Genomic DNA, 24,616 nt, shown 5'->3' with positions numbered 1-24,616 from the left:
ATCCGTTGCCCACCAGAACAGTCCTCGTCGGCTCCGCCAGCGGGCTGCACGCCCGCCCGGCGGCGCTGTTCGTCGCCGAAGCGGCGAAGCAGCCGGTGCTGGTCACCATCCGCACCGGCGACAAAAAACCCGTGCCGGCCCGCAGCATGCTCGCCGTGCTGTCGCTCGGCGCCAGGAAGGGCACCGAGGTCACCCTGGAGGCCGACGGCGACGGCGCGCAGGCCGCCGTCGACACCCTGGCCGACCTCCTCGAACGTGATCTGGATGCCGTCGATGCGTGAACTTCGGGGAATCGGGGCCAGCCCTGGCGGTGCGGCGGGGCCGGTCTACCGGCTGGCTCCGCCGCCGGCCCTGCCGCCGTTGGCGGAGACCGTTGATCCCGCAGCCGAGAAGGCGGCCGTGCGGGAAGCGGTCCTCGCCGTCGCCGCCGACCTGACCCGTCGCGCCGACACCGCCCTGGACGCGACCGCCGCCGAGGTCCTGCGCGCCCAGGTGATGATGGCGCAGGACGAGACGCTCATCGACGCGGCCGACATCGCCATCGACGGCGGTGCGGACGCGCCGCACGCGATCACCGACGTGCTCGCCGTGCATCGGGCCGCCTTCGAAGCCGCGGGCGGGTACCTCGCCGAGCGGGTCAGCGACCTCGACGACCTGCGGGACCGGCTCGTTGCGGCGTGCCTGGGGCAGCCGATGCCGGGCGTGCCGGACCCTGGCCATCCGTACCTGCTCATCGCCCGCGACCTGGCACCCGCGGACACCGCCGGCCTCGAACCGGGCCTGGTGCTGGGCCTGGTCACTGCCGAGGGCGGACCGACCAGCCACACCGCGATCCTGGCCCGGACACTCGGTATCCCGGCCGTGGTCCGCTGCGCGGGCATCCTGGACGTGCCCGACGGCGCGTTGGCCACTCTCGACGGCGCGAGCGGCGTCGTGGTGGCCGGCGTCTCCGCCGAGACGGTGACCACTGTCAACGCGGACCGGCTCGCGGAGATCGAACGCCGGGCCCGCTCTCAAGGCCCCGGACGGACCGCGGACGGCCATCCCATCGCGCTACTGGCCAACATCGGTTCCGCCCGCGACCTCACCGGCGAGGTTGAAGGCGTCGGCCTGTTCCGCACCGAGTTGCTCTACCTCGACTGCAGCGACCCGCCGTCGCACGAAGAACAGGTCGCCGCGTACCGCGACGTCTTCGCCGCGCTGCCCGGCCGCAAGATCGTTGTGCGTACCCTCGACGCCGGCGCCGACAAGCCGCTGCCGTTCCTGCGTCTGGCCGATGAACCTAACCCCGCGCTGGGCATCCGCGGTCTGCGGGTCGCACGGCAGACACCTTCCGTGCTTACCACGCAGTTGGCCGCGATCGCGGAGGCGGCTGCTGCGACGGACGCCGAGGTTTGGGTGATGGCGCCGATGGTCGCCACGGCGGCGGAGGCGGCCGCGTTCACCGAGTCCTGCCGCGAGCACGGCCTGCCAACCGCCGGCGTGATGATCGAGGTGCCGGCCGCTGCCCTGCGTGCCAGCCAGGTGCTTCGCCACGCGGACTTCCTCAGCATCGGCACCAACGACCTCAGCCAGTACACGTTCGCCGCTGACCGCATGTGCGGCGACCTCGCTGACCTGCTCGACCCGTGGCAGCCCGCGCTGATCGCGCTCCTCGCCTCCTGCGCGGCAGCCGGCGTCGAGGCGGGCAAGCCAGTTGGCGTGTGTGGAGAGTCCGCAGCGGATCCCAATTTCGCTCTGGTGCTGGCAGGCCTGGGCATCACCAGCCTGTCCATGGCGCCCCGCAGCATTCCGGCGGTGCGCGAGTCCCTGGCCGCGCACACCCTGGACGAGTGCCGCCAGATCGCCGGGGCGGCCCTTGCTGCCCCCAGCCCGGAGGCAGCCCGGGCGGCGGTGGCCGCGCTTCGCGCCAGCTCCGGTTGGGCGACGGCGTTTCCGTGCGGCGAGCCGGTCGTGGCCACCGGCGATTCGTCGTTCAGATCGTCCAGCCCCAGGGATCGCTAAGGGATGTCTCGTGACCCGACCTCCATCTCGCAAGTGTGACCGCTGAACCATCTGGTCGGGGTAGAGGGCATGGCCGGTCGTCAAGGACTGGTGCCGGCGAGGCCGGATTGGTGGGGCCGGATCGTCGGCAGGTACTCATCCGACGCCTGCGCCGCAGCCGAGGTGATCGGCTGCTCTACAGTCGGCTGCATCGGTCGACGGGAGGGCCCTTCATGGACGCAAGCGACGGGACGATGTTCCGTACGTCCGCCCGCCTCATGTTCCTGTTCAGGCTGGTGATCGGCTTGCTGGCCTGGGCTCTTGTCCAAGTCGTTCTATCACTCGTTGCTGGGCGGCCGCCTGCCGACCTGACGAACATCGTCGCGTCAGGCGTCCTCTACGCCGTCCTCCTCAGCGCTTTCTCGCTCGCCCTGCACCGAAGGAACTGGTCATCTGTCGACGTAACCGGTCCGGCGTTGAGGCTCGCCGAGCGGGGGCGGATGGCCGTTCTCCCGTGGCAGGCCATCCAGTCGGCGATGGTCCGCCGTCCTGGTCCGTTCGCCGTCCTTGAGGTCACTCTGCTCCCCGCAGCGGTCGTGCCGTCTGCCACGACACTTCGTCCACGGCTCCGTGCGGGACAGCCTGTCTACACGGTCAGCGTCGGCTTGCTTAGGCCCGCGACCGGCGTCCTGCGCGCCGAACTTGCCCGGCACCTGCCCCAGGTAGCCTCCCAATCCTGAATCCTGCCAAGCGAACGCCCCGTAACCCCGATGATCATCCGGTAAGGACGATCATCGAGGATGCCTGTGTGCAGGTGATCTCCGCAGCCCACCCGGAGTGGATCTTCCCGTTCACGGGTCTGCAGCCGGCCCCTTAGGTCGCCCGCAGCTGGGCTCTGCCGTACGGTCGACGCAGCAGGTCGCCGGGTCCGCGCCGGCGGATCGGGTGCGGGCCTGGGCGCGCTGGTGCTCTGGGGGACTCCAGCGGTACGCCTCGGCGAGCGTCTCCCGGCGGCGCCGGCGGAGGCGCCGATCAGCGGGACGCGGCGACGTCGCTCAGGATCCTCGCCAGCTCGTCCGGGGCGTCGTGCATGAGGTTGTGGCCGCCGGCCAGCGCGTGCGTGGTCCAGCGGGGGTCCTCGCTCAGCCTGCGGTAGGTCGGGGTGAACGGCGACTGTCGGCATCAGCGAGTACGGCGGGCGGCGCCCCAGCGAACTCTCCGGCGGCCAGCAGCAGCGAGTCGCGGTCGCCCGCGCGCTGATCACCCGTCCGGACATGGTGGGCAGCGGACGAGCCGACCGGCGCGCTGACACCCGATCCAGCAAACGGGTTCTGGAGTTGCTGCGAAACGTCGGTACGCCGGGAAGCTCGCGTCGCCGGCACGGCGTCGTGCCCTGCCCTGATTGTCGCCGCCCACGCCACGACAGCCGCTCTACCTGATGCCCGATGGTACGGGGTAGCGGTCCACCCGAGTGCCGACGCACAGGCGGCGGCACGGCGACGCCAGGGGTTGTGGCGGGTCGACACGGCCTGATGCGCGGGGCCGACCGTGGCGGTGCCGCGATCGAATTCGGTGGCGGCGGTCGCAGCGGACGTGCGAACCTCAAGACGCCGCACCGCTGCACCCCGGTGGAGCACGTCGGCCACAACGACCATGACGAGGAGTGACAATGCGAGCAGCTTCCACGTTCCGGACCCTTGACCGTCCTACCGTGGAGTTCTGCTTTGGCATTGTTGAACCTTGGAATCGTCGCCCATGTTGACGCCGGCAAGACCAGCCTGACCGAGCGCCTGCTCTACGAGGCAGGCGCCGTGTCCCAGTTGGGCAGCGTCGACGCCGGCACGACACGGACCGACTCGATGGAGCTGGAGCGCCGGCGCGGCATCACCATTCGGGCGGCCGTCACGTCGATCGCCATCGGTGATCTGAGCATCAACCTGCTGGACACCCCCGGCCATCCGGATTTCATCGCGGAGGTCGAGCGGTCGCTGGCAGTGCTCGACGCCGCCGTGCTCGTGGTGTCGAGCGTCGAGGGGGTCCAGCCGCAGACCGTCGCCATCTGGCGGGCGCTGCGCCGCATCGGCGTACCGACGGTCTTCTTCCTGAACAAGGTGGACCGCCGCGGCGCCGACGTCGACCGGGTGCTGACCCAGGTACGCCAGCGGCTCGGGGCGCGTCCGGTCCTGCTCACCACGGTCACCGGCCAGAGCGGGCGCGACGTCCGGGTGCGGGCCGTCGGCCTCGACGCCGAACCGGTGCTGGAGGCGGTGGCGGAGGTCGACGACGCGGTGGCGGCGCGGTGGCTGACAGACGAGCCGGTACGCATCCGCGACGTCCGCCGTGCGATCCGGAACGCGGTGCGCCGCGCCGAGCTCACCCCGGTGGCGTGCGGTTCGGCGATCACCGGAGCAGGGGTACGGCAGCTGTGCCATCTCCTCGCCGACCTGCTGCCGCGTGGCGAGCAGCGGGACGGTCCGCTGGCGGGCACGGTCTTCGCCGTCGATCGGGACGGCCACGGCCGGCGGGCCTGGCTGCGATTGTGGTCCGGCCGTCTGCGGGTGCGAGATCGGGTGCAGCTGGCCGGGGCCCGCCCGCAGACGGTGACCCAGATCGCCGTCATCGAGCCCGAAGGCGTGCTGGTGCGCCCCTCGGTGTCCGCCGGTCAGATTGCCGCGGTGCGTGGCGTCTCGGCCCGGATCGGCCAGCACATCGGGGACCCGCCTCGGCGGCACGGCTATCGGTTTCCGCCGCCCACCCGGCAGGCGGTCGTCGAGCCGGTGAATCCGGAGCAGCGCCTGGCGATGTTCGCCGGCCTGGCCGAGCTGGCCGACGAGGACCCGCTGGTGGACCTGCGGCTCGACGAGCAGCAGGCGGAGGCGGTGATCCGTCTGCACGGGGAGGTCCAGAAGGAGGTGCTGGCCGCCCTCCTGGAGGACCGGTACGGCGTCCGGGTGCGCTTCTCCGGCACGCTGACGGCCTGCATCGAGCGGGTCGTCGGCACCGGAGCCTTCGAGGAGCGGGTGCACGAGCGCGGCAACCCGTACCTGGCCGGGCTCGGGCTACGGATCGAGGCCGCCCCGGTCGGGCACGGCATCGACTTTCGTCCCGGTGTCGAACCCGGCCGGCTGCCACCGGCATTCGTCGCCGCCACGGAGGAGGGCGTGCGGGCCGCGCTGCGGCAGGGTCGGCACGGCTGGCCGGTCACCGACTGTGTGGTAACCATGACGGCCTCCCGGTACCTCCCGCGACAGAGCAGGCCGCATCAGAAGTTCGACAAGTCCATCTCGACCGTGGCGGCGGACTTCCGCAACCTCGCCCCGGTCGTGGTCGCCGCGGCGCTGCGCCAAGCCGGTGCCCGGGTGTGCCAGCCGATCGAGCGGTTCGACGTCAACCTTCCCCAGCACGCGGTGGAGGCGGTGCTGGCGCTGCTCGTCAGGCGGGGAGGGGTGGTCCACGAGACCGCCGTCGCCGGCGGTTACCTCGAGGTGAGCGGCACCCTGCCGTCCTCCCGGGTGCCGCAGGTCGTCGCCGCTCTTCCCGACCTCACCGGCGGGGAGGCTGTCCTGACCACGACCTTCGACCACTACGCGCCGGTCACCGGCGAGGACCCGCCGACCTTGCCCCGGCGCGGACCGGACCCGGGCGACCGGGAGGCGTGGTTCCGTGCCGTACCGCGGTAGGCCGGCCGTTCCGACCGCGAGCGGGTTTCCACAGGTCAGGGCCTGTGGAAACCCTCCGCCGAACCGGTCGTCAGCGCTCCGCCGGTGATGCCAGCGCCGGCGATCGGGCAGGGCTGTCGTTCACTGCCCGAGAGGGCGGTAGCGGAGGTGTACGACGCCGTTTCGGAATCGGCGCTGATCGATCAGCTCAAGGTCGGTGCGTGTGCCGGTCGGCAGCCCTGGCTTGCCCCCGCCGACGACAACGGGCCAGATGAACAGCTGGCACTCGTCGACCAGCCCGGCCTTGAAAGCCTGCGCCGCGAGGTTGGCACCTCCTACGGTGAGATCGCTGCTGGCCGTCGCCTTCAGTTCGTGTACCGCGGCGGGGTCGAAACGGCGTTCGAGTCGGGTGTCGGCAGTTGACACCGCGGCGAGGGTCGTCGAGTAGACGACTTTGTTCGCCGCCTTCCAGACGCTCGCGAAGTCGGCCGTGAGGTCAGACTGCGCGGCCAGAGCCGGGTTGGTCTCCCAGTGGGCCATCGATTCGTACAGGCGCCGGCCGTAGAGGAACGTGCCCACGGACCGCAGGAGGTCGGTGTAGAGCACGAATAGCTCATCGTCCATCGGCAACCAGTTGAACGCGCCGCTTTCGTCCTCGATGTAGCCGTCAAGCGATACGTTGTTCACGTAGATCAGCTTCGCCATGCCTCTACCCCTCAATGATCAGCTGCAAGGACCTGGAGATTCGCCAACGCGGCGTCCAGCTTGGTGAACGCCTGGCGCCAACCCTCCTCGCTGGGCTGTGTCAGGTGCTCGGGCAGCCACTGGCGGATCTCCAGTCGCGTCCGCCCGTCGGATTCGTCGTGGAACTCGACCCGCAACCTCGTCTCGAACGGCTCGATGCCCTCCTGCAGCCGGCCACTGACGTGCATGACGCCTTCGAGCAGTTCGCCGTCGGCGACGTCGGTGAGGTCGACGTGGACGTGCACGCGAAGGTCGGGTGTGGCCGCATTGACCTCCGTCCACCGTTGAAAGCCCCCGGGGCGTACGTCGAACTCGATCTCGTCGCGCGGCAGTGAGTTGCCGATCGGGCCCCACCACGCCGCCAGGTGGTCAGGGTCGATGAAGGCTTGGTAGACGAGCTCCCGTGGCGCGTCGAACACGCGAGAGATGACGAGCTGCGGAGTTTCGGCGTTCATTCGAGCTCCCGGGTGTCGTCGGCCATCTGATCCGTTGCCCGTCCGGCGGCCTGCACCGCGGCAAGGTGGGCATCGAGGCGGGTGAGGGACGAGTCCCAGAACCGCCGGTAGTGCTCGATCCAGTCGGCCGCCTCGCGCAGCGGGGCCGCCTCGAGGCGGCTCTCGCGCCACTTGCCCGACCGCGATCGCGAGATGAGCGCGGCGCGTTCGAGCACCTTCAGGTGCCGTGACACCGCTGGCATCGAGATGGAGAAAGACGCGGTCAGATCGGTGACCGTGGCGTCGCGTTCGGCCAGCTCGGCGAGGATTGCCCGTCGAGTCGGGTCGGCGAGCGCCGAGAACACCGCGCTGAGCTGGTCGGTGCCAGCCACCTGAACCCCCTTCGCTTAACGAAGCTGTTAAGCGTATTGAGGTGCCGATGATGTTGTCAACGGATTCGTTCGCCTGGGCCGGCTCGGCTCCCGCCACCAGCGCTGACGTACGCCGGACGCGGACAGCCCCTTCAGTAGGGGTGGCGACTACTGCGTGAGGATCAGCTGTCCGAGTTCCTGGGTGCATCGGGTGAGCGCGACGTAGAGGCCGTTCCAACCGCGCGGCTCAGCGGCGATGCCCTGGGGGTCAATGAGGAGCGTCGCGTCCCATTCCAATCCCTTGGACTGGGTCGCGGTGAGCACTGGCACATCACTCAGCACGGCCAGGAGTTCGGCGATGCGGTCGGCGGGAGCGATGACGCCGACCGTGCCGCCGTGCCGCCGTGCCACCGCTGCTGCAGCTGCCACACTGCTTCGGCGGCAGCACCAGCAAGCTCAGCGGGTGCGATCGTGAGTTCCCAGGGGGCGATGCCGGAGGAGCGTACCGCCCGTGGCGGCGTGTTGTGGCTGCCAGCCTTCTTCAAGACTGCTTCGGTGAGGTCCATGACCTCGCGCGGGGTCCGGTAGCAGATGGTGAGTTCCGCGGCGGTCCAGCGGTCTCCGAAAACGGCCCGCACCGCTTGTGCCCAGCTGGTGTGCCGGTGGGCTGCCTCCGCCTGGTCGATGTCACCGACGGCGGTGATGGAGCGGCTGGGACAGCGCCGCAGAACCATCTGCCACTGCATCTCGGACAGCTCCTGCGCCTCGTCGATGACGACGTGGCCGTACACCCAGCCACGCTGCCGGCGAGCGCGGTCGGCAACGAACTCGCCCTGTGGTTGCGGGGCGTCGACCTCGCCGAGCAGGTCGGCAATGGTGTCGAGCAGGGGAATGTCGCTTGATGCCCATCCGGCGGGCTCGGCCGCGACGGCGGTGATCTCCTCGGTGGACAGCTGCGGGGCGAACCGGGCCAGCAGGGTGCGGTCGGTCAGGAGATCACCCAGCAGGGTTTCCGGGTCGAGGGTGGGCCACCATGCCTCGATGAACCGGGCGATGGTGGCGTCCTCGGCGATACGACATCGCAACTGTTCGGTCTCCTCCTCGGAGAGCAACCCGTCGATGTCACTTCCGGTGGACGTCCAGGCGGAGTGGTGGTCCTGCCCCATGTCCCTGTCGACGCGAGCGAGGATGTCCTCGAAGCCCTCCTCCATCTCGTCCATCAGCGCCTCGCGCTGCTCGGCGACGACATCGGCGAGTAGGTGATGCAACTGCTCGGCGAACGGCGCGCGGGCGCGGTGGTAGGGGCGTCCCTGCACCGCCGAGGCGAGGGCGTGCGCCACAGTTGTGGCTGCGATGACGTAGAACTCGCCCTCCCAGCGCAGCTTCAGCTCGCGGGGCCGGGGAAGCAGCGACGTGACGTAGTTTTCGAGCGCGGGCTGCCAGAGGGCGCGGCCCTTGATCTCGGCGAGAGGCCAGCTCTCGTCGCGGCCCACCTGAACGTCGGTCAGCAGGGTGTCGCAGGTCGCCGAGACGACGTCGGTCTCACCGAGCGCGGGTAGCACCTGGGCGATGTACTTGAGGAACCGCGGCGAGGGGCCCAGAACCAGGACCGCCTGGTCGGCCATCTTGCGGTGGGTGAACAGCAGGTACGCGACGCGGTGCAGGGCGACAACGGTCTTGCCGGTGCCGGGACCGCCCTGAACGATCAGTGGGCCGGTCGCCTCCGCCCGGATGATGTCGTCCTGTTCGCGTTGCAGCGTGGAGATCGCTGTCGACATGCGGCCGGTGCGCCGCTGGTCGAGGGCGGCCAGGAGAGCGCCTTCGCCGACGAGTTCCGCCGTCGTGGTTCCGTCCAGAGGCTCGTCGTCCACGCCGACGACGACCGATCCCGTCGTACGGATGTGTCGGCGCCGTGCCTGACCCTGTGGGTCGACAGCCGTCGCGGTGTAGAACGGCCGAGCTGCGGGAGCGCGCCAGTCCACCAGCACTGGCTCGCTGCCCTCGCCGTCGTCGCGGAGACCGACACGGCCGACGTGGCGTACGGTGCCGTCAAGACCGTCGAGGCGGCCGAAGACCAGCCCTTCCTCTGCTCGCTGGAGCTCGTCGTACTGCTGGCGGAGCATGCGCTGCCGGGCCAGCGTCAACGCGTCCAGCGCCTCCGACGAAAGCTCGACCTGTAGCTGGTCGACCAGCTTGTCGCGCCGGGCCGTGGCCACGTCGAGAAACGCCTGTTCCTCGGCTATCGCGGATCGGCGCGCGACGCCCTCAGCGGTAGAGGTCGGTGGTTCGCTGACGCCAGCAGTGCCGTTGTTCAGAGCAGACTTCCGGCGCATTCGCAAGTCCTTGTATGGGTGTCCCTCGGCCCGGACGAGCCGCAGTGCGGTCGGCGGCAAGCATAGGTTTGTGTTTCCGTCATCGGCCAGGAAATCCGCCGGCAGGGAGGGGAATCTCAATACCTTGCAGTTCGGGTTCGCGTGTGCCCTCAATGAAGTGATCTCAGCAAAGGGTTGGACGGCACTGACGCTTCGCGAGCTGCTCGTCTTCGGGGCTGGTGGAGTCTGGCCGTGGGCCGGACTGGAGAGACGCTGCTGGTGACATCGGGCATGCTGTGGGTATGACTGAGGAACTGAGAGATCGTTCCGTGCCGTCCGGCGACACGGTGTCCGCTTCGCCATCAGTGATCTCTGTGATGCTGATCGTCCCGGATGCTGACGCTGCGGTCGCCTGGTACAAGGCTGCGCTGGGCGCGACAGAGCTGTGGAACCTTGGTGGCGTCGCCGGCCTTGAGATCAGTGGCGCGGCCTTCTTCCTCCATGAGGTCAATCCCGAGAACCCCACAGAGACCAGTCCCGGCCAGGCGGGGGTCACGAGCACCCGCATTGAGGTGTTCGGCGATGATCCCGACACCTTCATCGAGCGCGCCGTGGCCGCGGGCGCGATCGCCGGAGCGGGAATCGAGGATCACCACGTGCCCTGGGGGACGCACCGTCAAGGTGGCTTCACGGACCCGTTCGGTCACAAGTGGTCAGTAGGCGACAAGTCACCTCTGGGTCCGTTCCCACGCTGATTGGGCCGGCCCTTCGAATGCGACGCAGGATCGCGTACGGCGGCATGGCCTGCGATCTGGCCAGCTCTTTAGCGAAGTGTCAATGCCGGAGCTGGAGTCCGGAAATGGGTCGACACGGACCCAACCGTCCAGAGCGGACGGTGCTGGACTCGGCGTGGAGTCCTCGGTAGAAGAAGATCTGCCAAAATGTACTTCACCAGTCAGGACTCCACGTGATCGCTTATCGTGCCATGCTCGACGTCCCCAAGGGAACTCGTGCACCACCTTGCCCGGCTGCTGGCCACCGAACGCCGCGCCCGCGGCACCCGAAAGAGCACCAGGGCGCTGACCTGCTTTCGTCAGGCGCTGATGGTGCTGGTCTGGTTCCGCAAAGGCGGGGACAAGACCCTGCTCGGCGCTGGATTCGCCGTGTCGAGGGCCACGGCGTACCGCTACATCACCGAGGCCATCACGGTCCTGTCCGCTCAGGCCCCGGACCTACACACCGCCCTGCGGCGGGTCGCGGACGAGGGCTGGTCCCACGTGATCCTCGACGTCGGCGACATCGTCCGCGCCAGCCTCGTATTGACCCATTTCGAACACCGATACCTGCCCGATTCCCGCTGAGATCACCTCAATCAATCTCGATTCGTTCATTGACAGTCCGAGGGTCATCTGATCTCGCAGGAGTTTTACGGCACGGACGCCTTCGGCCGCAGCCTGGGCTACCTCAGCCAGCGGCCTGTGTAGCCACCGCGACCCACTCGGTACGGCCCGGCGGGTAGCCTGACACCGCAGCGCCCCTGTCCCTCGAAACGGGTCAAGCCCGTCAGCCGATCGTGGAAAGAACACTGGAGGTTCCGTGGCCAAGGGCTACTGGGTCAGTGCCTACCGCACCATTTCAGACCCTGAGAAGCTGACTGCCTACAACAAGCTGGCCGCTCCAGCCGTCCAGGCCGGGGGCGGGCGGGTCCTCTCCCGCGGCGGTCGAGTCGTCGCACACGACGCCGGAATCGCCGAGCGCACCGTCCTGATCGAGTTCGACAGCTTCGAACAGGCCGTCGCGGCACACGAGAGCGAGGCCTACCAGGAGGCGCTGGTCGCCCTCTCCGACGGCGTCGAGCGCGACTTCCGCATCATCGAAGGCATCGACTGACCGGGGCGACCGCGCCAACGCCAGCGATTTCACCTTTCTGAACGACTCCTGCGCTTGCCAGGCGTCGTTGCGGCGGGATGAGGGCTGACGCAACTCCTCTGGCGACCGGCTCGTTGGTGACACGGGGCGGACGGAGGCGGACGATGGCGGCGGGGCGGGGTGCCGAGCTGCTGCGCCCTCCCACCAGTTCGGGCCGTGCCACTTTCCTGGAGCTGTTCTTCGATCTGGCCTTCGTCGTTGCCCTCACCCGGGTCTCGCAACGATTCGCCACCTTGAGCGATGACACTGGCTGGGCGCTCGTCACCGGGTTCGGACGTACCCTGCTGCTCTTTCTGGCGCTCTGGCTGGTCTGGTCGCACACCGCATGGATCACCAGTCGCTACGAACCAGAGCAGCCGATCATTCAAGCCGTCGTGGTCGGCACCATGTTCGCCGGCCTGATCATGGCGGTGACGTTGCCACGCGCCATGGAGGAGCGAGCGCTGCCGTTCACGGCCGCGTACCTGATGGTGATGGTGGTGCGGCCAGTGGTGATCGCCGCCGCGCTGCGTGGCCACCCGCGACGACTGGTGCCGATCCGACTTGCCGTGTGGGCCTCGGCGAGCGCGCCGCTGTGGCTGGCCGGCGCGCTGGGCCCGGACCGACTCCGCCTGCCGCTGTGGGCTGCCGCACTCGCCGTCGACTACCTCGCCTGGGCCCTGGGCTGGCCGCTGCCGTGGCTCGGGGTGTCGAAAGTAGGTCGGTGGCGGATCGAGGGGACCCATCTCGCGGACCGTTATCAACAGATGTTTCTCATCGCACTCGGTGAGTCGATTCTGGTTATCGGCGTGGTCTTCAGCGGCGCGGACTATTCCGCGGAGCGGGCCGCCGCCTTCGCGGTCGCGTTCGTCACCAGCGCGCTGCTCTGGCGGATCTACTTCTACCGCGCCGGTTTGCTGTTGACGCAGGCGTTCGGCCGAGCGGGTATGCCGGGCCGGCTGGGCGCGGTGTTGGAACGGACGCATCTGTTGATCGTGCTAAGCGTGCTCGTCACGGCGGTCGGCTACGAGCTGGTGATCGATCATCCGTTCGGGCAGCCGCGGCCCAGTTGGCTGCTGTTCGTGGTGGGCGGTCCGATGCTCTTCCTCGTCGCCCGTATGCGGCTGGAGTACGAGATCTTCGGCCGGGTTTCCCGACCCCCCATGATCGGCTTGGTGGCCCTGCTGCTGTTCACGCCGGCGTTGGCCCGTTGGACGCCGATGGCCGGGCTGAGCGTGGTGACCGGAGTGCTGGCCCTGGTCGCGCTACTCGACGCGCTGCGAAGCCGGGGGCAGCCGCTGGAGGGTCCCGCCTCGCCGATCGGACGGGAGACGTCCGGAGATCGCGACTCCGAGGCGTGACGCGGCGGTCCTGCGCACCTGCTGCGCGGGCGGAACCACGTGGCGAGGACGGCGGCTGACGCGATCTCCGTGTCCAACACCGCCACGGCCGAAGCGGAGGCGAGGCGGTCGATCGCCGCGATGACCCGTGTCGCCGGGTAATCGCCCGGCGTGGCACGCACCGGGCGCGGATGCCGCACCTGCGCTGCTGTCACGGGTAGTGGCGAGCCCCACTCGATCAATAGTGGCCAGATAGAACGGTCGGTCTTGACGGCAGAAGTGTCGGTCGGTACGGTTCTCAGGGACAGAACGTTCGTTCCACCTGGCGCAGCCGGGTGCGCGGCTGTCCCTGAAGGAGAGCGCCATGCCTACCAAGATCACCCTCGTTATCGGTAATCCCGCCGACCCTGCCGAGTTCGAGAAGGTCTACGCCGACGTGCGTCGGGCCGCGGAGACATTCCCGAAGGTTCAGCGGGTCGAGTCAGCCAAGGTGTGGCCGAAGGAGGACGGCACGCCTACTCCCGCGTACCGGACGCTCGACCTGTACTTCACCAGCTACGAGGACGCCTCCGCCGCGGTCGCGACGCCCGCTGCCGGCGCCGTCTTCGGTGGGCTCCAGGGCGCTCAGGTGGAGATCACGGGGCTGTTCTCCAACATCGAGTAGCACCGCCGTCTTGTCCCGGCGGTGGCCCGCACCCGCTGGGCGTCCCTCCGCTCCGGAATCACCGAGAGGATGACCATGACCACCCTTGCCGTTCCCGGCATCTCGACGACGGCCGCTGTCTTGCGGCGGTTGTATTTCGGCCGCTTCGCCTTCGCAATCGTCTGGGCTGCCGTGACGTTTCCACTCGCCCAGCACCTCAACCCCCTCACCGTCGCGCTGCTCGTGCTCTACCCGCTGTTCGACGTGGCCGCCGCCATCGTCGATGTCCGCGCGTCGCGGGCCACCGGATCGCCCACCCTGCTGTACGTGAACGTCGCGATCAGCCTGCTCGCCGCGGTGGGCCTGGGCATCGCCGGCGCGTCCGGCATCCCGGCGGTCCTGCGTGTCTGGGGCGCCTGGGCGGTCGTGGCCGGGCTGGTTCAGCTGATCGTGGGCGTCACCCGCCGCAAGATGGGTGGCCAGTGGCCGATGATCATTAGCGGTGGCATCTCCGTCATTGCCGGTGGATCGTTCTTCGCGGCTGCCTCCGCGGACAACCCGGCGCTGACCAACGCGATCGGCTACGCCATCCCCGGCGCTATCTTCTTCCTCATCGCAGCCATCCGCCTCGGCCGCGCCGCGAAGGGGAACTGACGTGCAGAACGCCACGTACGACGTCATTGTCATCGGCGCGGGGCCGGTGGGGGAGAACGTCGCCGACCGCGTCGTGCGGGGCGGCCTGACCGCCGCGATCGTCGAGCGGGAACTGGTGGGTGGTGAGTGCTCGTACTGGGCCTGCATGCCGACCAAGGCGTTGCTGCGCAGCCAGACGGCGCTCCGGGCGGCTCGTCAGCTGCCCGGAGCGCGCGAGGCGGTGACCGGCGATCTGGACGCGGCGGCCGTGCTGCGCCGCCGGGACTCCTTCGCCTCGCACTGGAAGGACGACGGCCAGGTGTCCTGGCTGAATTCGGCGGGGATCGCGCTGTATCGGGGCCAGGGGCGGATCAGCTCCGACCGGTTCGTCGAGGTGACCGGCGCGGACGGCGCCCCGACCTCGCTCACCGCCCGACACGCGGTCGTCATCGCGACCGGAAGTAGCGCGCTGGTGCCGGACATCGCCGGCCTGCATGAGGCGGCGCCGTGGACCAGCCGTGAGGCCGCCGCCGCGAGCGAGGTTCCCGGCCGGCTCGCCATCATCGGTGGTGGCGTGGTGGCCGCGGAGATGGCGACGGCGTACGCCGGCCTCGGATCGTCGGTGACGGTCCTCGCGCGGGACGGAGTGCTCACGCTGGCGGAGCCGTTCGTCGGCGAGCGGGTCACGCAGTCCCTGCGAGAAGCCGGCGTGTCCGTCCAACTCGGTGCCGAGGCCACCTCGGTGAGCCGCGACGGCGACGGCACGGTGCACATCACGCTCACCGACGGCGACCAGGTCGAGGCCGACGAAATCCTCGTTGCGATCGGCCGTACGCCGAACACGCACGACGTCGGCCTCGACCGGATCGGCCTGAAGCCGGGCGCCTGGCTCACGGTCGACGACACCCTGCGAGTGGTCGACGGTGCCGGCGCGTTGATCGGCGACGGATGGCTGTACGCGGCCGGGGACGTCAACCGGCGGGTGCTCCTGACCCACCAGGGCAAGTACCAGGCTCGAGCGGTGGGCGACGTGATCGTGGCGCGGGCCAGGGGCGAAGCGCCAGACGAACGCCCGTGGGGTCGGCACGTCGCCACCGCCGACGCGCGCGCCGTGCCGCAGGTCGTCTTCACCGACCCGGAGGTCGCGTCGGTGGGGCTGACCGCAGCCGCCGCCGAGGCCGCCGGGCTGCGGACCCGGGTCGTCGACTACGACCTGGCCGCCGTCGCCGGGTCCGCGCTGCATGCCGACGGCTACCAGGGGCATGCCCGGATGGTCGTGGACGAGGACCGGCGGGTCATCGTCGGCTTCACCCTCGTCGGCCCGGACGTCGCGGAACTGCTCCATGCCGCGACGATCGCCGTCGTCGGTGAGGTCCCCCTGGAGCGGCTGTGGCACGCCGTTCCCGCGTACCCGACCGTCAGCGAGGTCTGGCTACGTCTGCTCGAGGCGTACGGCCGCTGACCCGAGCCGTTCGGCCGTGCTCGCCACCGCCGGCCGGGCACCCGTTGCGACGAGGCTCACGAACGGGCTCAACCGGTGGTGGCAACACGAAAGGAGCTGGGTCATCCCCTCACCGGGGGTGGCCCAGCTCGACGTCGTGCGGCAACGGTCGCGCGAGGACTAGCGGGCCGACTCTGCCGACTGACGCTCCGAGTTGATCCTGAGGAGTCCTTCGACACCGCGCAGGAAGGTCTCGGACACCAACGTGGGGTCGGAAAGGCATCCGGCTGCCATGGCGCCGTCCCGGAGCATGACGAAGTGGCGTGCCGCGGGATCCGCCGTTTCTTCGTGGACCTGTGCCATGAGCATGGTGATGGTGTCCAGGAACCATTGCCGGTGGGCCGTGAGTTCTTGGTGCACGGGATGGTTCGTGTCGGGGTATTCCGCTGCGGCGTTCAGAAAGGCGCACCCGCGGAACCCGGGGGACTGGATGTTCTGAGCGATGGAACCCGCGATGGCCAGGAGTGGATCGACCGGCGATCGGTTGGCGGCGATGGCCTCGTCGACCATGCCGCGCTCCAGCTGATGCACCTTACGTAGGTAGGCCAGGATGAGGTCGTCCTTGCTGGGGAAGTGCCGGTAGAACGTGGCCCTGGTCACCTTCGCCTCGGCGATGATCCGGTCGACGCCGACGGAGTGAATGCCCTCCGCGTAGAAGATTCTGATCGCCGTGCGGAGAAGCCTGAGCCGTGCCTCAGAGGGCCGGGCATCGGGTTCGTCGCGCGTCATCCCACCATCTTAGCGACAGAACGTTCGGTCTGATCTGTGCCTGCGATATTGGACGAGGCCCTCCGTTCGTCGATCCCACTGACGGCGCCCTCGTCGATGCGGGATTCTGGATGCGGCAAGCCGGAGCCGGGATCGCGGGCTGATGCGTATTGCCGGGGAAATGCTCCGCTGACCGTCCTTGTCGGCCCGGTCTGCGTATCACAGGCGGTGGGTGGTGAGGCCTCTCGTGGCTGGCGGTCTGGCACTCTGTGCGGATGCGACGGGTCACCGTGCTGGGCAGTTCTGGCGCCTTCCCGAGCCGGGCCGTGCCTGTAGCGGTTTCGCGGTGGACTGGGACGGCTACCGCCTGGTGCTCGACCTGGGCTACGCCACGCTGCCGCGGCTGCTCGGGCACTGGCCAGACGGTGCGGTCGACGCTGTCGTCATCACCCATGAGCACCCCGATCACTGCGTCGACCTGCACGGACTGTTCCGGATGCGGTTCTACGGATCCTCTGCTGAACCACGGCTGGCGTTGTACTGCCCGCCGGGCGTGCTCGACCGGATCAGCGGCCTGGAGCCGGACGTCGACCTCCACGCGGTCTTCGACGTGCATCCGCTGCCCGGCACCTACCGGGTGGGACCCTTCGACCTGACCGGACTGTCCCTTCCGCACCACGTGCCCAACGCGGGCATTCGGATCGAGGCCGACGGGACAGCGGTGGCCTACTCCGGGGACACCGGCCCGACCCCCGTGCTGGCCGAGCTCGGCCGCGACGCCGATCTGTTCATCGTCGAGGCCACCGACCGCGACGGCGAGACCGACCGACCCACCCGCCATCTGATGACCTCCACCGAGGCCGGTCACTGGGCTCGCCGGGCGGGCGCCCGCTGCCTGCTGCTCACCCACTTCTGGCCGGGCAACGACCGGGCAGCCGCAGTGGCCGCCGCACAGCTGGAGTTCGACGGGCCTGTGCTGGCGGCCGAAGAAGGCCTCACCGTCCTGCTCGGCACACCAGATCCGGTGACGACCGGAAGCAGGTAGCCGGGATGAGTGCTCGTACGGTGGGATTCATCGGGCTCGGCATCATGGGCGTGCCCATGGCGACGAACCTCGTCAACGCGGGCGTCGACGTGGTCGTCTGGGCACGTACGCCCGGGCCCGTCGCGGAGCTCGTCGCCGCCGGAGCGCGCGCGGCCGACGACCTTCCGGGAGTGTTCGGCGCGGCTGGGACGGTCATCCGAGGTCGAGGGCGCGACAGCGCGTAGTTCGTCGCACCGTGAAAGGGGTCCGGCGCGCTGCGGGCTCGCCGAATAGGCTTTGGCCATGAGTGGCGTGCTGAACCCTCCGCGCGACGCGGTGAATCCCCTTCGTCAGTTCACGATCGACCAGCTCCGGCAACGGACGAGCCTCAAGTGGCGGGAGTACCCCGACGACGTGCTGCCGCTCTGGGTGGCCGAGATGGACGTGCCGTTGGCCGAGCCGGTCGCCACCGCGATCACCGACGCTGTCGCGCGCGGCGACACCGGTTACACCGCCGGCACGGCGTACCCGCAGGCGCTGGCGGAGTTCGCCCGGCGGCGGTGGGGTTGGGACGGGCTGGCGGTGGAACGTACGGCGCTGGTGCCCGACGTGATGCACGGCGTCGTCGAGGCGTTGGGGTTGGTCACCGAGCCGGGGGACGCGGTGGTCGTCAACTGCCCGGTCTACCCACCGTTCTACGAGTTCGTGGCGCACGCCGGCCGCCGGATCGTGGAGGCACCGCTCGGCGGGGACCTGCGGATCGACCTCGGCACGCTTCAGGACGCGTTCCGGCAGGCTCGTTCCGGTGGGCGGCCGGCGGCGTACCTGCTGTGCAGCCCGCACAACCCGACCGGCGTCCTGCACACCGCGGACGAGTTGGCCGCCGTCGCCCACCTGGCCGAGCGGCACGGGGTGCGGGTGATCGCCGACGAGATCCACGCTCCGGTGGTGCTCGGGGGAGCGCGCTTCGTGCCGTACCTGTCGGTGCCGGGTGCCGAGAACGGCCTGTCGCTGATGTCCGCCTCCAAGGGGTGGAACCTTGCCGGCCTGCGCGGTGCGCTGCTGATCGCCGGCCCCGCCGCGGCGGGAGACGTCGCCCGCGTTCCGTTCGGGGCCAGTGTCAGCACCAGCCACCTCGGCGTGATCGCCCACACCGCCGCCTTCCGCGACGGCGGCGAGTGGCTCGACGCCCTGTTGACCGGCCTGGACGACAACCGTCGGCTCCTCGCGGCGCTGCTCGCCGAGCATCTGCCCGCCATCGGCTACGAGCCCGGTCAGGCCACCTATCTCGCCTGGCTCGACTGCCGCGCGCTGGGCCTCGGTGACGACCCCGCGGCCGTGTTCCTCGACCGCGGCCGGGTGGCGCTCAACTCCGGTACGGCCTTCGGCACCGGGGGCGGCGGTCACGTCCGGCTGAATCTGGCCACCGCGCCGGAGTTGATCACCGAGGCGGTACGCCGAATGGCCCTCGCCGTCGCGGGATAGGCCACCCGCGACGCGGCCGACCGGAGGGTGCCCGTGCTACCGGCGGTTGCGGGCCTCGGCCTCGGTGTCGAGCAGGTCGTTGAGTGTCAGCGCGGAGTTGATCAGCGACAGGTGGCTGAACGCCTGGGGGTAGTTGCCGATCTGCTCCCCGGTCACGGCGATCTCCTCGGCGTAGAGGCCGAGGTGGTTGCTGAAGGTGAACATCTTCTCGAACGTGAGTCGGGCGTCGTCGAGGCGACCGGACCGGGCCAGCGCCTCGACGTACCAGAAGGTGCACATGTTGAAGGTGCCCTCATGGCCGGGGAGACCGTCGGGGGAGTGGACCGGGTCGTACCGGTGGACCAGGCTGTCGGAGACCAGCTCGCGTTCGATCGCCTCCAGGGTGGACTGCCACAGTGGGTCGCTCGGCGTGACGAAACCGACGGAGGGCATGGCGAGCAGCGCCGCGTCCAGCACGCTCTCGTCGTACGCCTGCACGAAGGTGCCGCGCTCCCGGTTGTATCCGCGGGCCATGACCTGGTCGTAGATCCGGTTGCGCTGCTCGGTCCAGCAGGTCATGTCCCCGGGCCGGCCGGTGCGGGTGGCGAGCCGGATGGCCCGGTCCAGCGCCACCCAGGACATCACCCGCCCGAAGGTGTAGTTGCGGGGGTGGTGGCGGCTCTCCCAGATGCCGGCGTCGCGCTGATCCCAGTTGTGGCAGAGCCAGTCGACGAGCCGGACGGTGCTCTTCCACACCTGGTGCGAGACGCGGATGCCCTGTTCGTCGGCGAGGTGCATGGCGTAGAGCGCCTCGCCGTGGATGTCGAGCTGAAGCTGGTCGGCGGCGCCGTTGCCGATCCGCACCGGCCGCGAGCCGCGGTAGCCCTCCAGATGGTCCAGCACCTCCTCGTGCAGGTCGGAGGAGCCGTCCACGCGGTACATGAGCTTCAGGGGATCCTGGTGGTCGCCGGCTTCGCGGATCCGCTCGTCCAGCCACGTCATGTACCGGCTGACCTCCTCGGTGAAACCGAGCCCGAGCAGCGCGTGCACCGAGAACGACGTGTCGCGTACCCAGGTGTAGCGGTAGTCCCAGTTGCGGGTTCCGCCGACCAGCTCGGGCAGCGCCGCCGTGGGCGCGGCGATCATCGCGCCGGTCGGGGCGTACGTCATGAGTTTCAGCGTGATGGCGGAGCGCTCGACCATCTCCCGCCACCGGCCGGTGTAGCGGGAGCGTTCGACCCAGCGCCGCCAGTAGTCCCGGGTCCACTCGAACACGCCCTGGATCTCCTCCGCCGGGATGACGCGCGGCTCGGTGCCGGCGGTCTCCAGGACCACGCCGCCGGTGTCGCCCTCGTTCAGGGTGCCGTACCCGACGAGGTCGTCGCCCTCAAGGCGGATCTCGCCGCGTTCGGAGATCAACCGGCCAGTGGGGTCCACCGGGTTGAACGTCAGCGTCGCCGACCGGCTGCGAAAGACGTAGCCGTTGCGGTAGCGCTCCAGCTGATGCGCTTCCCGGGCGTAGTCGAATCGCGGCCGGCACTCCACGCGGAAGCGCATGCTGCCGCGGACCATGGTGACGATGCGGACCAGGCGGTGCACGTCGGTGACCCGCTCGCCCGTCACCGGCATGAAGTCCATCACCTCGGCCACGCCGTCCGCGCTGATGAACCGGGTGATCAGGATGGGCGTGCCGGGGAGGTAGAGCTGTTTGGTGACGTACCGGACGTCGTGTGGCGCGATGCGGAAGTAGCCGCCCTTGTCCTTGTCCAGCAGGGCCGCGAAGATGCTCGGCGAGTCGAAGCGCGGCGCGCAGAACCAGTCGACCGTGCCGTCACACGTCACCAGCGCGGCGGTCTGCAGGTCGCCGATGAGTCCGTGATCCTCGATCGCCGGATAGCTGTCCACGTCTCTCCCCGGTTTGGCTGCGTCCTGCGCATCGAACCTAGGGGGAGAACTGTCGGCTCAGGCGAGATTCACGTTCAGCCACCCTGTCGTGCGGGCAGGGGATCTCGGGCCCTGGGACACGGGAAGCCACCCCTCTCGCCAGGGCGGCCTGACCCCCTGGGCGGCGGCGTGCTACTCAGGGGCGGGGTCGTGGTGCGGGCCGAGGTGGCTGATCTCGTACCCGTCGGGGTAGCTCCTGGCTCTCATGCCCTCGGCGAACAGCGGTGTCGTCCGTGGCGACCCGCACCACCGCTGCAGCCGCGAGCGCGTCTTCAGCGCCACGTGCAGGCCGGCCCGGACTGGCCACGGCGGCGCGTCGACCCGCGTCGCGCGTCGCAGCGGCGCGTCGTACATGGCGCTGACCAGCGCGTCTCCCAGCGGTGCGAGCAGCCGGGGGAGCCGCGTGAGCAGCAACATCCGGGTCGCCCGCTCGATGGCCGCCGCCTCGTCGTTGGGCTGCAGGTGAACCTCGTCGTGCGCGTCGAACCAGGACTCGAACTCGGCGTACGACCCGGGGATGTCCGTGATGCCCATCCGCCGGCCCAGCTCCTGGTAGAACAGATACGTCGCCTGCCGCTCGTGGCAGCAGGGCGGGCGCCAGCCGTACTCCTGCAACCAGCGCGTCGGAATCACGACCAGGCAGCCGAGGACGTAGCGGAAGTCGTCGTTGCCGATGTCGTACGGGCGGTGGATCTGGTTGACGCGCCGCAGCGCGTCGCGGCCACGGGGTTGGTCGAAGCCGTTGAGCACCATCTCGTACATCAACAGGCCGGTGTCGTCGATGCGCTTCTGGGTGCGGTCGGTCAGCTCGCCGGTGGCGGTGTGCACGGCGGCGATGGCGGGGATGGAGAAGGACCGGTTGAAGGCGAGGTTGAGCCCGAGCTTCATGTCCCAGGGGAACTCGCGGCGCAGCATGGTCTGGTAGATGTCCAGGTAGTCACGCTGCGGTTCCAGCGTGCGGGTCCGCTTCAGGTTGTCGTAGCGGCCTCTCATCAGCGGGCGTCTCCAGACATCGGCACGGAACGTGAGTGTAAGCTCACTCCATTTTGGAACACAGATGGGCGGGACAGGCATGGCGCACGGCGCCCGTGACGAGGTGCTCGGCCGGCTGGCCGAAGCGGTCGGATCCGTCGCCGTCGCACACCCGATGCGGGTCGCCATCGACGGACCGCCCGCCGCCGGCAAGACCACCCTCGCCGACGAACTGGCCGTCGTCCTGCGCGCACAGGGCCGCGACGTCATCCGCGCGACTATCGACGATTTCCTCTTCCCCAGGGCGCAGCGCTATCCGCGCGGCGAGTACTCGGCCGAAGGCTGCTACTTCGACACCCACGACCACGAGGCGCTGAAGCGGGTTCTGCTGGATCCGCTCGGCCCGGACGGAGACCGACGCTTCCGACCCGCGGTCTACGACCCCACCACCGACATCGTTGTGTCCCCGCCGGTCACGACCGCCCCGACCGACGCGGTGCTGCTCTTCGACGGCGTCTTCCTCATGCGCCCGGAACTGATCGACCGGTGGGACCTGCGCGTCTTCGTGTCGGTCGCGCTCGAGGCGACGGTGGATCGTGCCGTGGTCCGAGAGAGCCGGGTGTCATCCCGGGCCGACGTCGAACGGCGCTGGCGGGAGCGTTACATCCCCTCCCAGCAGCTCTACAACGCGACGGTCCGCCCGACCGATCATGCCGACATCATCGTGCACAACGACGACCCCCGGCAGCCGGTCTGGGAGACGCTGGACCGGTTCGCGAGCCGCTCTGAGCGCCCGCACAGTCGGTCAAGTCCTACGCCGGCACCACGCCGATAGTTGACTTGACGGCGGCGGCGCCGAGCCGCTGGTGATCTGACAGAGGTGCCCCGGTCTGGCCCGAGTTTGCGTCAGTCCTCGTCCGTCGGGCTGGGGCGGTTCTTGGCGATCCAGGATCGAACAGCCTTGCCATCCCAGACGCGGCCCATGCTCAAGGTGGCGAGGGGGTCAGGGAATCCCTTGCGTCCCACGATGATCGTGGCACGCTGCTTGCTGATCCCGCCAAGCAAGTCGCGGATCTCATCCAGCCCAAGCAGCTCCACAATCTGACGGTATGAGCCCTGCGAATTGAACGAGGCCATACAGGGTGGGACAACGCCTTTGGGGGTCGCCCTCGTACAACCCCTTGTGATGCGATAGGTGAATGACCCGACGCGTCACTTTTGCGGAATATCTGACGGCCGTTGCCCTGACCCTGGCTCGCAGACATAAGCCGGTGTGGTCGTGGATCAAGTGGCGCAACGTCTGCAAGTGCGGGAATGAGCTGCCCTGTCGAGCCAGGCACAAGGTTCCGACCAACCGGGGTCACTGGCCAGGTGAGAGCCGATGACCGCGCACGGACCGGTCCTCCCGCTGTGGCTGTGCGAGGCGTGTGACCGCCCCTGGCCATGTGCCATACGCCGGGTGGAACTGCTGGGGGAGTACGCCGCGTCGCCGGTGGGTCTCCGGACTTACATGTGATCGCACCTGGTGGCAGCCGCGCAGGACATGTCCTGGGCTCCCACCGACGCTGTATACCGCAGGTTCCTCGGATGGCTCGCATGAAGGCCGGCGACTTGTTGATCGTGGGGCGAGAAGCCAGCGTGCAGTTCATCCGCCCCATCCGGTTCCGCGTGATCCGCGTACTCGATTGGATCACCTACGACGGGTGGGTCTGGCTCGACGGGTACCAGCTCGACGATCGAGGCGACGCGGTGGCGCGACGGTCGATCTTCGTCATGGAGGAGGGGCTGCGATCCGCCCCGGCACCCGTCACGATCGGGCAACCGGGGCGGAAAAGGGTTCCCAGCCGTCGCGTTACGGCCTGAGCCGTATCGCCGGGTGTTGATGGACAGGTCCGGGCGTCGGGGTCGCCTCCGGGCCGCCCTCAGTACGGATAGCCCGGGACGTTGAGCCGCACGCTGTAGAGGCCGGAGTCGCCCCACGGCCCCGAGGTGATGTAGAGGGTCTGCCGATCGGGCCCGCCGAAGGCCACGTTTGTCGTCCCGGAGAAGCCGGGCCGGATCGTGCCGAGCTGGGTGCCCGTGGGGGAGTAGACGTGGACCAGGGAGTCCCCGCCCGAGGCCCAGTACACGTTGCCGGCGCAGTCGATCGTGACGCCGTCCGGGCCGCCGATGTAGTTCACGAACACGCTGCGCGCGCCGGTGGTGCCATCGGGCTGGACGGCGTACTTGTAGATCTTGTTCTCGGAGTAGGCGCCCACGTACAGCGTGGATCCGTCCGGCGAGAGCGCGATGCCGTTGGGCTGGCGCAACTGGTCGTCCACCAGCGACACCTGGCCGCCGGAGACGCGGAAGACGCTGGTACGGCCGTTCATCTGGTCCGGGCGGTTGCCGCGCTGGAAGTTGGGGTCGGTGAAGTAGGTGACGCCATCGGACCGGACCGCGACGTCGTTGGGCGAGTTGAACGCCCGGCCCTGGTAGTTCGCCGCGACGGTGCTGCGGCTCCGGTCGCTCAACCGGTACGCGGACACGCTGCGCTGGTCGTGGGTGGCCGCGATGACCTGCTGGCCGTCGGCGCTGAGCGCCAGACCGTTGCTGCCGGCGTTGGCGATGAACGTGTCGAAGGTCGACGGCGGGGTGAACCGGCGGATCGTCGACGGCTGCACGTTGTACGGCCCGGTGCCGGCGGCCATGTCGGAGAAGAGCAGATAGCCGCCGTCGGCGACCCAGACGGGCCCTTCGAGGAAGTTGAAGCCGCTTCGGATCTTCGTCGCCGTCACGGAGCTGGACGGCAGCGGTGACCCGGACCCGGCCCCCGTCAGGCACGCTCCGGGCGGTGTGCCGGGCGGGCCGGCGAGCGCGACGGCGGCTGTGGTGTGAGCGCTCACAGGTGCGGCGGCGGGCAGCGGGGCGGCGCTGGCCGCGAGGCAGAGTCCGGCCAGGACGGCGATGGTGGGACGCCGGATCATCGGATGCTCC

The 24,616-nt window shown here is 69.4% G+C and carries 26 protein-coding genes and 1 pseudogene; 17 read left to right on the top strand and 10 right to left on the bottom strand.

Annotation, left to right across the window (positions count from 1 at the left end; translation table 11 throughout):
* Nucleotides 1-5 precede the first annotated feature (5 nt).
* The 5 genes and pseudogenes from ABZU46_RS07715 (at nucleotide 6) to ABZU46_RS07695 (ending at nucleotide 5,663) form a co-directional block, all read left to right on the top strand.
* Nucleotides 6-281, top strand: a complete 276-nt coding sequence (locus tag ABZU46_RS07715) for an HPr family phosphocarrier protein (protein ID WP_354855655.1) — start codon at nucleotides 6-8, stop codon at nucleotides 279-281.
* Nucleotides 274-1,878: pseudogene (ptsP, locus tag ABZU46_RS07710) on the top strand (phosphoenolpyruvate--protein phosphotransferase); the annotation flags it as partial. The gene ABZU46_RS07715 and the pseudogene ptsP, both read left to right, overlap by 8 nt.
* A gap of 338 nt (nucleotides 1,879-2,216) precedes the next feature.
* Nucleotides 2,217-2,723, top strand: a complete 507-nt coding sequence (locus ABZU46_RS07705) for a hypothetical protein (RefSeq protein ID WP_354855654.1) — start codon at nucleotides 2,217-2,219, stop codon at nucleotides 2,721-2,723.
* A gap of 441 nt (nucleotides 2,724-3,164) precedes the next feature.
* Nucleotides 3,165-3,422: an ATP-binding cassette domain-containing protein gene (locus tag ABZU46_RS07700; protein WP_354855688.1), complete on the top strand. Its 258-nt coding sequence runs from the start codon at nucleotides 3,165-3,167 to the stop codon at nucleotides 3,420-3,422.
* 291 nt (nucleotides 3,423-3,713) lie between these two features.
* Nucleotides 3,714-5,663, top strand: coding sequence for a translation factor GTPase family protein (locus tag ABZU46_RS07695; RefSeq protein ID WP_354855653.1), 1,950 nt, complete (start codon nucleotides 3,714-3,716; stop codon nucleotides 5,661-5,663).
* 120 nt (nucleotides 5,664-5,783) lie between these two features.
* On the opposite strand, the gene ABZU46_RS07690 is transcribed toward ABZU46_RS07695, so the two are convergent.
* The 5 genes from ABZU46_RS07690 to ABZU46_RS07670 all read right to left on the bottom strand — a co-directional run bounded on the left by ABZU46_RS07690 (nucleotide 5,784) and on the right by ABZU46_RS07670 (nucleotide 9,524).
* The gene (locus tag ABZU46_RS07690; protein WP_354855652.1) at nucleotides 5,784-6,347 is read right to left on the bottom strand and encodes a dihydrofolate reductase family protein; all 564 of its coding nucleotides are present in this window, start codon (nucleotides 6,345-6,347) and stop codon (nucleotides 5,784-5,786) included.
* 11 nt (nucleotides 6,348-6,358) lie between these two features.
* Nucleotides 6,359-6,841 (bottom strand): SRPBCC domain-containing protein, encoded by a 483-nt coding sequence (locus ABZU46_RS07685; protein WP_354855651.1) that lies wholly within the window; start codon nucleotides 6,839-6,841, stop codon nucleotides 6,359-6,361.
* Nucleotides 6,838-7,212 carry a metalloregulator ArsR/SmtB family transcription factor gene (locus ABZU46_RS07680; RefSeq protein ID WP_354855650.1) on the bottom strand — a complete coding sequence of 125 codons (375 nt, stop codon included), beginning with the start codon at nucleotides 7,210-7,212 and terminating at the stop codon, nucleotides 6,838-6,840. Before ABZU46_RS07680 ends, ABZU46_RS07685 begins: the two co-directional genes overlap by 4 nt.
* Nucleotides 7,213-7,359: 147 nt before the next feature.
* Nucleotides 7,360-7,533, bottom strand: a complete 174-nt coding sequence (locus ABZU46_RS07675) for an ATP-binding domain-containing protein (protein ID WP_354855649.1) — start codon at nucleotides 7,531-7,533, stop codon at nucleotides 7,360-7,362.
* Nucleotides 7,527-9,524, bottom strand: coding sequence for a UvrD-helicase domain-containing protein (locus ABZU46_RS07670; protein WP_354855648.1), 1,998 nt, complete (start codon nucleotides 9,522-9,524; stop codon nucleotides 7,527-7,529). The genes ABZU46_RS07675 and ABZU46_RS07670 overlap by 7 nt, the downstream gene beginning before the upstream one ends.
* A gap of 281 nt (nucleotides 9,525-9,805) precedes the next feature.
* Here ABZU46_RS07670 and ABZU46_RS07665 point away from each other — a divergent pair, with 281 nt between their 5' ends.
* The 7 genes from ABZU46_RS07665 to ABZU46_RS07635 all read left to right on the top strand — a co-directional run bounded on the left by ABZU46_RS07665 (nucleotide 9,806) and on the right by ABZU46_RS07635 (nucleotide 15,489).
* Nucleotides 9,806-10,258 (top strand): VOC family protein, encoded by a 453-nt coding sequence (locus ABZU46_RS07665; protein ID WP_354855647.1) that lies wholly within the window; start codon nucleotides 9,806-9,808, stop codon nucleotides 10,256-10,258.
* Between the two features lie 255 nt (nucleotides 10,259-10,513).
* Nucleotides 10,514-10,864, top strand: a complete 351-nt coding sequence (locus ABZU46_RS07660) for a transposase family protein (RefSeq protein ID WP_354855646.1) — start codon at nucleotides 10,514-10,516, stop codon at nucleotides 10,862-10,864.
* 235 nt (nucleotides 10,865-11,099) lie between these two features.
* Nucleotides 11,100-11,393 (top strand): DUF1330 domain-containing protein, encoded by a 294-nt coding sequence (locus ABZU46_RS07655; protein WP_354855645.1) that lies wholly within the window; start codon nucleotides 11,100-11,102, stop codon nucleotides 11,391-11,393.
* A gap of 143 nt (nucleotides 11,394-11,536) precedes the next feature.
* Entirely contained in the window at nucleotides 11,537-12,772 is a 1,236-nt protein-coding gene (locus tag ABZU46_RS07650; protein WP_354855644.1) for a low temperature requirement protein A, read from the top strand.
* A 343-nt stretch (nucleotides 12,773-13,115) separates the two neighbouring features.
* Nucleotides 13,116-13,415, top strand: coding sequence for a hypothetical protein (locus tag ABZU46_RS07645; protein ID WP_354855643.1), 300 nt, complete (start codon nucleotides 13,116-13,118; stop codon nucleotides 13,413-13,415).
* A gap of 75 nt (nucleotides 13,416-13,490) precedes the next feature.
* A complete protein-coding gene (locus ABZU46_RS07640; protein WP_354855642.1) occupies nucleotides 13,491-14,048 on the top strand; it encodes a hypothetical protein in 558 nt (185 codons plus the stop codon).
* A 1-nt stretch (nucleotide 14,049) separates the two neighbouring features.
* Nucleotides 14,050-15,489: an NAD(P)/FAD-dependent oxidoreductase gene (locus ABZU46_RS07635; protein ID WP_354855641.1), complete on the top strand. Its 1,440-nt coding sequence runs from the start codon at nucleotides 14,050-14,052 to the stop codon at nucleotides 15,487-15,489.
* A 159-nt stretch (nucleotides 15,490-15,648) separates the two neighbouring features.
* On the opposite strand, the gene ABZU46_RS07630 is transcribed toward ABZU46_RS07635, so the two are convergent.
* Entirely contained in the window at nucleotides 15,649-16,257 is a 609-nt protein-coding gene (locus ABZU46_RS07630; RefSeq protein ID WP_354855640.1) for a helix-turn-helix domain-containing protein, read from the bottom strand.
* A 325-nt stretch (nucleotides 16,258-16,582) separates the two neighbouring features.
* Between ABZU46_RS07630 and ABZU46_RS07625 the strand changes: the two genes are divergently transcribed.
* Genes ABZU46_RS07625 through ABZU46_RS07615 form a run of 3 tightly spaced genes read left to right on the top strand, consistent with a single transcriptional unit; the run spans nucleotide 16,583 to nucleotide 18,745 of the window.
* Nucleotides 16,583-17,281 (top strand): MBL fold metallo-hydrolase, encoded by a 699-nt coding sequence (locus ABZU46_RS07625; protein ID WP_354855639.1) that lies wholly within the window; start codon nucleotides 16,583-16,585, stop codon nucleotides 17,279-17,281.
* A 5-nt stretch (nucleotides 17,282-17,286) separates the two neighbouring features.
* Nucleotides 17,287-17,505 (top strand): NAD(P)-binding domain-containing protein, encoded by a 219-nt coding sequence (locus ABZU46_RS07620; protein WP_354855638.1) that lies wholly within the window; start codon nucleotides 17,287-17,289, stop codon nucleotides 17,503-17,505.
* Between the two features lie 58 nt (nucleotides 17,506-17,563).
* Nucleotides 17,564-18,745: an aminotransferase class I/II-fold pyridoxal phosphate-dependent enzyme gene (locus ABZU46_RS07615; RefSeq protein ID WP_354855637.1), complete on the top strand. Its 1,182-nt coding sequence runs from the start codon at nucleotides 17,564-17,566 to the stop codon at nucleotides 18,743-18,745.
* A gap of 36 nt (nucleotides 18,746-18,781) precedes the next feature.
* Here ABZU46_RS07615 and ABZU46_RS07610 read toward each other — a convergent pair whose 3' ends face one another.
* Both ABZU46_RS07610 and ABZU46_RS07605 read right to left on the bottom strand, forming a co-directional pair.
* Nucleotides 18,782-20,629 carry a glycoside hydrolase family 15 protein gene (locus ABZU46_RS07610; protein ID WP_354855636.1) on the bottom strand — a complete coding sequence of 616 codons (1,848 nt, stop codon included), beginning with the start codon at nucleotides 20,627-20,629 and terminating at the stop codon, nucleotides 18,782-18,784.
* A gap of 171 nt (nucleotides 20,630-20,800) precedes the next feature.
* Complete coding sequence (locus ABZU46_RS07605) at nucleotides 20,801-21,661, bottom strand: oxygenase MpaB family protein (RefSeq protein WP_354855635.1); 861 nt, start codon at nucleotides 21,659-21,661, stop codon at nucleotides 20,801-20,803.
* 79 nt (nucleotides 21,662-21,740) lie between these two features.
* On the opposite strand from ABZU46_RS07605, the gene ABZU46_RS07600 reads away from it, so the two are divergent.
* Nucleotides 21,741-22,475 carry a cytidylate kinase family protein gene (locus ABZU46_RS07600; RefSeq protein ID WP_354855687.1) on the top strand — a complete coding sequence of 245 codons (735 nt, stop codon included), beginning with the start codon at nucleotides 21,741-21,743 and terminating at the stop codon, nucleotides 22,473-22,475.
* Nucleotides 22,476-22,546: 71 nt separating this feature from the next.
* On the opposite strand, the gene ABZU46_RS07595 is transcribed toward ABZU46_RS07600, so the two are convergent.
* Nucleotides 22,547-22,738, bottom strand: coding sequence for a hypothetical protein (locus ABZU46_RS07595; RefSeq protein WP_354855634.1), 192 nt, complete (start codon nucleotides 22,736-22,738; stop codon nucleotides 22,547-22,549).
* Nucleotides 22,739-23,227: 489 nt separating this feature from the next.
* On the opposite strand from ABZU46_RS07595, the gene ABZU46_RS07590 reads away from it, so the two are divergent.
* A complete protein-coding gene (locus ABZU46_RS07590) occupies nucleotides 23,228-23,503 on the top strand; it encodes a hypothetical protein (RefSeq protein WP_354855633.1) in 276 nt (91 codons plus the stop codon).
* Nucleotides 23,504-23,562: 59 nt separating this feature from the next.
* Here the strand turns inward: ABZU46_RS07590 and ABZU46_RS07585 are convergent, their stop codons facing one another.
* On the bottom strand, nucleotides 23,563-24,606 hold the full coding sequence (locus ABZU46_RS07585; protein WP_354855632.1) for an SMP-30/gluconolactonase/LRE family protein: 1,044 nt from the start codon (nucleotides 24,604-24,606) through the stop codon (nucleotides 23,563-23,565).
* Nucleotides 24,607-24,616: the final 10 nt, after the last annotated feature.

This window comes from Micromonospora sp. NPDC005197 (assembly GCF_040608295.1).
Lineage (GTDB): Bacteria > Actinomycetota > Actinomycetes > Mycobacteriales > Micromonosporaceae > Micromonospora.
The sequence above is the reverse complement of the archived record's forward strand: the minus strand, read 5'-3'. Positions and strand labels throughout refer to the sequence as shown.